Annotated in this window: 10 protein-coding genes and 1 pseudogene; 6 read left to right on the top strand and 5 right to left on the bottom strand. The window is 39.3% G+C overall.

What is annotated here, in order from left to right; all coding sequences use genetic code 11:
• Nucleotides 1–122 precede the first annotated feature (122 nt).
• The 3 genes and pseudogenes from GTH32_RS19815 to GTH32_RS18555 form a co-directional block, all read right to left on the bottom strand.
• Nucleotides 123–221 (bottom strand): annotated as a pseudogene (locus GTH32_RS19815) (IS5/IS1182 family transposase); the annotation flags it as partial.
• Between the two features lie 517 nt (nucleotides 222–738).
• The gene (locus GTH32_RS18560) at nucleotides 739–2,178 is read right to left on the bottom strand and encodes a sensor histidine kinase (RefSeq protein WP_069945568.1); all 1,440 of its coding nucleotides are present in this window, start codon (nucleotides 2,176–2,178) and stop codon (nucleotides 739–741) included.
• Nucleotides 2,162–2,851: a response regulator transcription factor gene (locus GTH32_RS18555; RefSeq protein WP_163088596.1), complete on the bottom strand. Its 690-nt coding sequence runs from the start codon at nucleotides 2,849–2,851 to the stop codon at nucleotides 2,162–2,164. The genes GTH32_RS18560 and GTH32_RS18555 overlap by 17 nt, the downstream gene beginning before the upstream one ends.
• A gap of 258 nt (nucleotides 2,852–3,109) precedes the next feature.
• On the opposite strand from GTH32_RS18555, the gene GTH32_RS19810 reads away from it, so the two are divergent.
• The 6 genes from GTH32_RS19810 to GTH32_RS18530 all read left to right on the top strand — a co-directional run bounded on the left by GTH32_RS19810 (nucleotide 3,110) and on the right by GTH32_RS18530 (nucleotide 9,034).
• Nucleotides 3,110–3,340 (top strand): LNS2 domain-containing protein, encoded by a 231-nt coding sequence (locus tag GTH32_RS19810; RefSeq protein WP_425292847.1) that lies wholly within the window; start codon nucleotides 3,110–3,112, stop codon nucleotides 3,338–3,340.
• Nucleotides 3,341–3,742: 402 nt separating this feature from the next.
• Nucleotides 3,743–4,477, top strand: a complete 735-nt coding sequence (locus tag GTH32_RS18550; protein WP_012516896.1) for a glycosyltransferase family 2 protein — start codon at nucleotides 3,743–3,745, stop codon at nucleotides 4,475–4,477.
• Nucleotides 4,478–5,200: a TVP38/TMEM64 family protein gene (locus GTH32_RS18545; RefSeq protein ID WP_014978036.1), complete on the top strand. Its 723-nt coding sequence runs from the start codon at nucleotides 4,478–4,480 to the stop codon at nucleotides 5,198–5,200. It begins immediately after the preceding gene.
• Nucleotides 5,169–6,911 carry an ArnT family glycosyltransferase gene (locus GTH32_RS18540; RefSeq protein ID WP_163088594.1) on the top strand — a complete coding sequence of 581 codons (1,743 nt, stop codon included), beginning with the start codon at nucleotides 5,169–5,171 and terminating at the stop codon, nucleotides 6,909–6,911. Before GTH32_RS18545 ends, GTH32_RS18540 begins: the two co-directional genes overlap by 32 nt.
• 120 nt (nucleotides 6,912–7,031) lie before the next feature.
• Nucleotides 7,032–8,639, top strand: coding sequence for a phosphoethanolamine transferase (locus GTH32_RS18535; protein WP_014978034.1), 1,608 nt, complete (start codon nucleotides 7,032–7,034; stop codon nucleotides 8,637–8,639).
• The gene (locus GTH32_RS18530) at nucleotides 8,627–9,034 is read left to right on the top strand and encodes a diacylglycerol kinase (protein ID WP_014978033.1); all 408 of its coding nucleotides are present in this window, start codon (nucleotides 8,627–8,629) and stop codon (nucleotides 9,032–9,034) included. The genes GTH32_RS18535 and GTH32_RS18530 overlap by 13 nt, the downstream gene beginning before the upstream one ends.
• A 170-nt stretch (nucleotides 9,035–9,204) precedes the next feature.
• Here GTH32_RS18530 and GTH32_RS18525 read toward each other — a convergent pair whose 3' ends face one another.
• Nucleotides 9,205–9,495, bottom strand: coding sequence for a DUF3955 domain-containing protein (locus tag GTH32_RS18525; protein ID WP_105934847.1), 291 nt, complete (start codon nucleotides 9,493–9,495; stop codon nucleotides 9,205–9,207).
• Nucleotides 9,496–9,778: 283 nt separating this feature from the next.
• Nucleotides 9,779–10,071, bottom strand: a 293-nt coding sequence (locus tag GTH32_RS18520; RefSeq protein WP_484476986.1) for a cation transporter dimerization domain-containing protein, incomplete at its 5' end; no start/stop codon positions are given.

Raw genomic sequence — 10,071 nt, 5'->3', positions numbered from 1 at the left:
TGAACTGTTGCCGTGGAACATCGATTTGACTCACACGCAAACGACCGACGCACTCTAAAAATAGGTGTCCACTTAAAAATGAGTGGGCACTAAAAATAAGCTCAACGTGTTATGGCCGTACGCTTACGATTAATATCAGCTTTAGGATAAAAAAGTTCAATCACTTCTATCAATTGTGAGCACGGTAATAAGTTGTCTATCCGTGATAGGAAAACCTCTTTATAGGGCTATCAGCGCTTGCTTTAGCTGACTACTGGCAATAATTAACTGTTGGCTCACGAGCAGTAGAGAATGTAACTTAACATGCAGTCATGATCTCACGTTAGGAACTTATTTGCATCTTCCCTAGTATCAATTGAATAACACTTTTATGCTGTTTCTAATTATTTCATCGATCTCGGAACATTGATTGAGACAGGTAACGTTAATCTATATTAGGATAACCTATTGTCAGCAAGTGTTTTTCAACAGTTTCTTGGTAGAACTCTGCAAAAAAATCGTAAAGTCATTTTATCGTTGTACGCCCAATGAGTTGAATGGAAGCATTGACTTGTTCCAGCAGCAATTATCCGTGACAAGGAACAGGTGGCCGAAAACTTTTTTGATCTCTACTACATACCAAATTCGAAAGCTAGGTTACGTTTCATTACCCTATTTTTATTCTCTTGCTAAGTCGCAGTCTCTCTTTTCAGGAGTGATATTAAGGCTAAGGTTACAGTAACTTAAGCCTGCCAAAGATTACGGACCAATAGTTTCATTTTTAAAAGTCAACAAAAACGATATGTCTTCTTCGGCGGTTTTGGTTACAGAAACTTCTGCACATACAGCGTCGCACAATGCATCTACTATAGAAAGACCTAGCCCAAAGTTATCTTCAGATGTTCTAGAAGCATCTTTTTGCCAAAGCGGTTCAAACATATGCTTTAGATCATCCTCATTAACCTCTGTCCCCACCTTATTTGTCACTCTGAGGTAAACATTACTAGAACTATTTACACCTAAGTTCACAAGTATTTCTGTATCAGTTTTTCCGTGTTCTATAGCGTTATCTATCAGATTACTTATTATCGATTCTACTGCAACGCGATTGCTCTTGACGCTTAACTGAAAATTGGAGCTAATCTCTACCTTAACATTTCTTGCTTCTTTTATCTGAATAAGTTGAGTTACTAATTTGTGGATATCTATCTCATCAGTTAGCTCTAGGGTCTTAAAACTATATTTTTGGATTAACATAAGGCCAGAAATAATATTTTTCATTCTTGTGCCTATTTGCAAAACACGTGGCTTAAAATCTTTTTCTAATCTTATTTCTCCTGGAAACTTAATTGCTACTTCAGTCATATTTATTAATTCAGAGACTGGTGTTTTTAGCTCGTGTGCGATATCCGAAGTCAACCTCTTCTCACGCAGGTAAAGCGAATAATTATCTTCAATAAAGTGATTCAAACTTTGGGTAATGGGTTCCAATTCCTCGACATTATTTTGAAAAGCTTCGTGTTTTTGCCTAGTGGTAAATCGTAGTCCTTTTATCTTGGCATTTAAGGCATCCAAGGGTGCCAGAGCATAAGCCACAGTGTTACGCACTGTAAATCGAACAACTAGCGGCACGATAATTAATGCAAATAGAAAAGCACCATCGATAAACCACAACGTGAAATTTAACAATTCTGTAGATGTTGCGTACGCGATAACCATTGACGGGCGAGTATCGTTACCCTTATCCATGACCCGATAAAATCCAGCTCTGTCTTCAGAATCAATCTGAGGTATATATCGAGTGTAAATTACCCGACCCGTACGGCCATCGGGCAGAGTAATATCCTGGAAAGAATATTCATCCAGGCCAATGCTGCTGTAAGGCAATTCATTGATGGTATAAAGCGCCAGAGTATCTGATTTTTCAAACGTTGAGTCTTTGTACCAAAGTTGAAAATACTCGGGGGAAGATGTCCCTTCAAACTCAGGCAAATACTCACCTGCAAATTCGAACTCCACACCCTCGACATCTTCATTTACCAAGCTCTGAAGCATACCTACTTTTGCCTTCATAGCCTGGTTGAATTCTTGTTCGATCCAGGAATCGACACCAATATCTGCTGCAAGTAAAACGGCAATGACTAACAGTGAAATAATAATAGAAAGTCTACGTGTTAATGTTTTACGTATTGATTTCATTAGCTTCTACAACTCTGTAACCAAAACCACGTTTACTTTTAATGGGTAGAGACGCGCCGCTTTCTCTTACTTTTCTCCTTGCTGAGGAAAGGTGAGCTTCAATAGCATTTTTTGAGATATGGTCATAGCTTCCAGAAATAAATTCACTCAGCATTTCTGAGGTAACTATCTTGTGTCTATTGAGGAAAATACATTCAACAATTTTGTACTCATTCGGGGTCAGGTTGATAATGCCATTATTGTATGAAAGCGTTTTAAACTGGATATTGAGTGTCAAACTGTTGATAGTAACCTGGTCATTGAGACAATTTGCCGCACCTCTCCTCATCAAGCTAAGTAGTCTAGCAGTCAATTCGTCAAACGAGAACGGCTTAGAAAGGTAGTCGTCAGCACCTGCCAATAGCCCCGCTACCTTGTCTTCAGACTCAGATCGCGCAGATAAGATGATAACCTTTGTTTCTAAATGTCTTTTTCGTAACGTTTTAAGAATAGTCATACCGTCCAACTCAGGTAGCATCATATCAAGGATGATTATTTCGTAGCTACCAAGCAACGCCATACTCAATCCCTCAGAGCCAGTGCCAGCAGTATCGACTGAGTACCCCAACTTTTCTAAGCCTAAGCTCAAACTGTTCCTTAATGATAAGGAGTCTTCTATCAGAAGTATTCTCATAATTTGAACGTCAATTTTAAAGTTATTTCAGTATACCTTCTCATCCTTAGGATTTACTGAAGAAGCTATTGAACTGGTGCTTATAGTTAACCTACACAAAAGTGGTTCTTTTAGCATAAACTGATTGATTTCCTTCAGTAGCTCTTAATTTATCTCGTTATTATGTTCATATTAATAACAGTTTTGTGACTGACGATGAAGACCGATTCTTATCAGCCCTGCTACTTAGCGAGTGCTCAATAACCTCTACAGAAATTTCTGCCCCCAAATTGTAAGAGTGACAAAGCTGTTATTTTTGACACCGATGAAACACTGATGCTCAGTAACACCTGCATTTTTTCTGAAAGAGAAAGTGCGTCTGAACTTGTTCAAGCATACACTGATAACGGCCCCAGAGTTATCTATCTGACTGCGCGAAGTATATACTTCCAGTGCAACATTTCATTTTTTTATCCCGTTACCATTTCCCAGACGGAAATATTCAGGTAGCGAATGCTACGGCTGAGCGAAAAAACTTTAAAACATTAAACTAAATATTCTAAAGCGTTACACGGAGTCTGGCTGGACACTTTTTGCTGCATTTGGCGATTCAAGCACTGACTTTGCTGCTTATTTGGCCGCAGGCGTTACTCAGGACAAAATATTTGCAATAACAAGACAAGGTGATCGTAAGTGCAAACCAGGGCCGTGGCAAAAGTGCTACGATAACTGGTCGAAACACATTCCTATAGCGTGTTTTCCTTAACCCACCTCTTTCTTCCTTCCTGAGCGATTAAAACATTATTACTTCAATTAAATGACTCTTCATAAGCGTATCTTAAGTTTTGTTTGTTAACGTTTTCCTGTCGAAAATAGAATTTGCTTGATCTTGAGGCTTTGACAGAGGGCTACGTGCGAATTTCAGTTGTAATACCAGCGAAAAACGAAGAAAAAAATTTAAAACCCTTAATTGAGGAAATTTATAGAGCGTTAACAGGTGTAGCCAACTTCGAAGTCATCTATGTTGATGATGGAAGTACGGATAATACATTTGAGAATCTGCTTTATCTGAAAGCGAGTGGCTTTGAAAGAGTTAACGTACTACGGCACAAGCACTCGGTGGGACAAAGTACAGCTATTTGGACAGGGGTGAGCCATGCTGATGGAGAACTTGTAGTTACACTTGATGCGGATGGGCAGAATGATCCCTCTGATATACCAAACCTCCTGACTATGGCCTCTCAATTTCCGTTAGGGAGTCACTTTTGCATTGCTGGTCATCGTAAAGACAGAAAGGATACAGCTTGGAAAAGATTTCAGTCAAAACTAGCAAATTCTGTAAGAAGTAAATTTCTTAATGATGATACACCTGACACCGGATGTGGGTTAAAGGTCTTTCCAAAACAAACATTCCTCGATTTACCCTATTTTGATCATATGCATCGTTTTCTGCCAGCACTGATCCGACGACAAGGTGGGATCATTAAAGTTGTTGAAGTGAATCACAGAGACAGGCAATTCGGAAAATCAAAATATAATATGTTAGGGCGGCTTGGGGTTGGACTAATTGATATGGCAGGAGTTTATTGGCTTCAGAAACGTAATAAACTTAATGATGTCATCTTAGAAAATGAAGAGAGTATCTAATTGAATTCCAGTCTCCTTCGTTTCTTCATTCTGGTACTTACCATTCTGTTTTTTAGTCATTTGATTTCGCTCTCCCCCTCATTTGACGCATTTAATCAGGAGTGGATAGACAATCATACCCGTGATAATGGAGTGACAGGGATAGCCAAATTTTTAGCCGTCTCAGTATTTTTACTTACTATCGGACTTCCACGCCAGTTAGTCGCATTTATGGGGGGGTATGCCTTTGGATTTGCTGAAGGTGTCATCTATTCAACATTAGCAGCTACGCTCAGCTGTGCAACAGTTATGGCAGTGTCCCGGTATTTCGCTAGACCGATTATTATTCAACACTTTGAAATGCGAGTGCGCAAGTTAGACCACTTTCTACTTCGCTCTCCCTTTCTTAAGTCCGTTATCATTAGACTGTTGCCAGTAGGGAATAATCTACTCACAAACATTTTTGCTGGCGTTTCAAAGATTCCACGACGCTCTTTTATTTTTGGGTCTACTATTGGCTACATCCCTCAAATGGCGGTTTTTGCATTAATGGGTAAGGGTGTATTAGTCAACTCTGAACTTAAAATAATCATAAGCGCCCTATTATTTGGGATTTCCAGCTTGCTAAGCGCATATCTTTTTAAGGTTTATCATCGTCAACATAATGACGATAAAACTCTTCGTTCTCTCACAAAAAGCAGCAAATGTAGCAATGAATCAGACGAGCCTAGCCATTATACATAAGAACAAGCACCCAAATTATACTTTCTGGCTTTTTGTACTGGCTAGCGTGTTGATATTTATCGGGCTTGGGTTAAGAGATCCCTGGCCTGCTGACGAACCTCGTTTTGCACAAGTTGCAAAAGAAATGGTTGAAACAGGTCAGTGGTTCTTTCCAGCCAGAGCGGGAGAGTTTTATCCTGATAAACCACCTGTGTTTATGTGGTCTATCGCTTTTTTCTTTGCGCTATTCGGGTCAATTAAGATTGCCTTTCTGCTCCCATCTGCTTTATGCAGCCTACTCACACTTTTTTTGGTGTATGACATCTCAAAACGACTGTGGAGTACAAAAGAGGCGCTGATCGCAACGTCACTTCTTTTATTGAGTTTTCAATTTTTGCTTCAAGCCAAGTCTGCACAGATAGACGCAATGGTCTGCTGCTGGATAACAATCGGATGCTATGGTCTTTTGCGCTTTTTCTTAGTTGAAAGGCGATGGCGTTGGTATTACCTCGCCTTTTTCTTCATGGGAATTGGCGTCATCACAAAAGGGGTCGGATTTTTACCAGTCCTGATGCTGATACCATACTTGATACATCGACACTTTTGGCCTCAGCGGGACATAGCTAAGAAGCAAACTAAAAAGTCCGTATTACCGTGGATAATGGGTGCAGTGGTGATGTTACTGGCTATATCACTATGGTTTATACCTATGTTGAAATTGGTCGAAAATAGCCACAACACATCACTTGCTCTATATAGAGATAATATTCTTTTCAGGCAAACGGTCACTCGATATGCTGATTCCTGGCATCACATAAAGCCGTTCTGGTATTACCTCGTAGAGGTTATTCCATTATTCTGGTTGCCAATTAGCATCGCTCTCCCATGGCTCATCCCATGTTGGTATCGCGCAATCAAAAAAGGTGATGCCCGCATATACTTACCATTGGTTTGGATTGTACTTGTTCTGCTTTTCTTCAGTGTAAGTCCTGGTAAACGGGGGGTGTACATCTTACCCGCATTGCCGATGCTGGCACTGATCTCTGCGCCTTACTTTGATTCAGTTGTTAATAAGAAAGTATTTTCCTGGCTTTTGTGGGGCGTTGTATTTTTACTATCAGTAGGCTTATTGGGGTTTGGTTTTTCCGGCATAGTAAAAGCATCATTCGCCCTAAAGTTAGAAGAAAAGTTCGGGCTTTCTCCGTGGATGTTTTTTTTAGTAACGGGGGGACTGACGTGTCTGGTTACGGTGATCACTACTAGAGGGAAGCACTGGAAAGTCTGGCCCTATTTCTTGTGCACTCTTTGGGGCATGTACGCTACTTGGGGTTACACTTTACTTGAAGATGTAAAAACCCCTAAAAGCGTATTTGCAAATATTGAAAAAGAAATTGGTAAACATGATGCAACTATTGCACTTGTTGATTTTTCTGAACAGTTCATTCTCTTCTCGCCTTATCCCATCACTCATTTTGGGTATCATACCCCTGTTGATCAGCAATTGTCTGCCGCCTACCAGTGGCTGGATAAGACTGAAAAGGGAAGATACATCCTCGTCGATGAAAAACATGTACGCAATAGTTGTTTTAAAAAAGAAATGGCAACGTCTGTAGGGTATGCACATCGCGCCCACTGGGTACTATTATCGCACGAGGCATTAACCGAAAAGTGTCCGCTTACGAAAACTGCGACTGAGATCTTTAGTTATATCCCAGATAGGCCCGTTACGTGAGGTACATGTTTTCATACAATTAAAAAATAATGCGAGAATTTTCATTCTACAGTTTTTCTTAAGCGTTATTTAAGTTTAGACAGGTAACTTATGTGCTAAGAAGTACACGAGAACCTTATTGTGAAATTTCCAAGAACACTAAATTTCAATCCTACATCAGCTCAGTTCATTTTACTTTCTTCATTGTTTATCGCAGCAATATTTAACATACCATTTTTGTCCGCTGTTTATGAAGTTGTAGCCCCTGTAACATTGAATGAGTGGGTGTTTTTTCTCTCTGTACCGCTCTTGCTAACCTTTTTTAATATTATTTTTCTAAGTCTTTTTGGTGCCCTATTTTTGCCGCGCACCACCGTTGCAATTGCTTTCGTTGTAAGTTCTATTCTACTTTACGGCACCTTGGCCTATGGTGTCATTTTCGATAAGAGCATGATACAGAATGTAATGGAAACAAATTCTGGTGAAGCCTTTTCTTATCTAAATTCAACACTTTTTTTATTCTTCTCTATACTGGGATTAATCCCTGTATTTGCGATTTTTAATCTGGAAATAAATGGAAAGCTCAAGGCTCGAATCAAGCACCTTCTAGTGCTGAACTTATTAGCTTTATTGGGTATTGCAATTATAGCCACGTTCCTTTTTAAGAGCTATGCAGCTGTCGGCAGAAATAACAAAGATCTAACGAAGTATATTATTCCCTACGCCTTTTATGATTCAGGGTACAAGTACCTTCGGGACACTTACTTCTATCCGCCTTTACCCTACAAAGTATTAGACAAGCGTCCCTACTTAAAAGGTAACGCTAATATACACCCATCTATTACAGTGTTAGTGGTTGGCGAAACAGCCAGAGCGGACAAGTTTTCAAGCAACAGCTATTCGAGGCGTACTTCGCCTAATATCCAGAACGCAGGTGCAATCAGTTTTAGCAAGGTGACATCTTGCGGTACTGCTACCGCAGTCTCCGTGCCATGTATGTTCTCAAGACTCTCTCGAGAAAATTATGATTCGCGTATTGCAGACAGTCAGGACAATGTTTTAGACATCATTCATCGTGCAGGAGTTGACGTGACTTGGATTGACAACAACAGTAGCTGTAAAGGCGTATGCAAGAGGGTAAAGACCCTAGACTTTGATCCGTCCAGAGATCCCAAGTTTTGCGATGGAGATTATTGTTATGATGAGGTACTTGTTGACCTTTTAAGAGAAACTCTTTCAAGGCCATCTAAAGAACATAGAGTGATAGTCTTACATATGATTGGCTCACACGGCCCTACTTACTACCGGAGATACCCAGAGAAATTTGCTAAGTTCGTGCCTGACTGTCCCAGAAGTGATATTCAAAATTGTGAAGAGGCAGAGCTGACAAATACGTACGATAATACTATTGCATACACAGACTACGTGCTAGGCCAGATTATTGAACAGCTTTCCACTATTCCTAATTCGTCGATGCTTTATCTATCGGATCATGGTGAGTCATTGGGAGAAAAAGGGCTTTATTTACACGGTTTCCCTTATAATTTAGCGCCTGTTGAGCAAACTCATGTACCAATGGTTTATTGGGCCTCCAAGTTTAGCCAACCTGAATACAGTGATTGCGTAAAGTCGTTATCCAGTCATCCTTATTCGCATGACAACCTTTTTGACACATTACTTGGTCTTACAAATGTGCAAAGCAGCACCTACCAACCCACTCAGGATATTTTACGAAAATGCGAGTCATAGACGAAGCCACATCAAAAATGCATTTCGACCCTAAAGCCAAACCAAAGGGCATGTTGCGTATTGTATTAGCAATGAAAAACTCAGTTCGAGCTATATCATGGCTTGTTAAAAACGAGTCAGCGTTCCGGCAAGAACTTATCTTACTTATCTTAGCGGCGGGAGTGCTTGCATTTTGGTCAATTCCTTATATGGAAAAGACGATTTTACTTTCCTCCATACTCTTCGTTTTGTTCGCTGAAATTATAAATACTGCAATTGAAGTAACTATTGACCGTATTGGAAAAGAGATTCACCCACTGTCAGGCTTAGCGAAAGATTTAGGCTCAGCGGCTGTTTTAGTGACGATCGCAATTTCATCACTGTTGTGGTTAGCTACATTGTGTAGATATTTTTGATTTGAGACTGTTGACTCACCGATGAGGTACCGCACTGACATGGGTCCAACTGTGCAAATTCATCAATGTGTATAAAAGAATAGAAAGCCAATAATTAGCGAGCTTTAATATAAGAAGTTAAAGTCTGATATAACTAAAAGGCAATACCCAACAACCTTTGGGTTCAGTTTTCAATTACTAGCCAGGAGTTGCATAGCAAATCGCAAAGCAAAATTGTCAGTTAGAAAAAGTTCTTCGCGTGCTTTTACTTTCGCTGATTTTTTTTTAAGTTTAATGAAAGTGAAAGCAAAAGTCAGCGATGCCATCAGCTCAAATAGCCAAAATATAGGAATGAAGCCAAACGATTCAACCAAAAAACCATTTTCATCTATACTCGAGCCTTTTATGTTATAAGCGATTAAACACAAAATACCACTAATAAAAAATAAGAAGCTCATCTTATAGTTACTTATAAATTTCATTAATGTCTCTATATTTTATTTTCAACATCTCGTAAGAGCACGAAAGAAACGTTGATGTCGAAGGTACGTGTTCAATCTTGCCTCTTACCACTTTAGTTACGCATTATTATCTATCACACTCTCCTTACAGTTTAACAAAAAATTTAATCATGAGGGGAACAAACTAAAAAGTTCCATGAAAATCTATAGTCATGATTGTAGACAATGTGTCACAAATAAAATTTTAGCTTAGTATTAAAACTTGAATTACTGTCGACTATCATTGTTAATGAGTAATGGAATTTCATCTCACCTCCTCATTAACTGCAGAATGCTCGTCAGTAAACTCTATTTCAACTGTGCTGTAACTGAAGTCAAACATGGCCAAGCTATCATAAATATCAAGCTTCAATAACTTGTATTCTTCAACTGTCTTTAAGGCACTGCCAACGCGTATAGTAATAACATTGTGTTCTCCGTCAAGTGACCAAATTTTTAAGTCATGGATATATTCAACTCTATCAACACTCCGGAGTTCATCTAACACTTGTTTGTATAAGTTTTTCTCTGGAACACCTTGCAAAAATAATTTTAAGG

It is taken from the genome of Alteromonas profundi (assembly GCF_010500865.1).
In the GTDB taxonomy this organism is placed as follows: Bacteria; Pseudomonadota; Gammaproteobacteria; order Enterobacterales; family Alteromonadaceae; genus Alteromonas; species Alteromonas profundi.
This window is presented reverse-complemented; position numbering and strand designations above follow the sequence as displayed.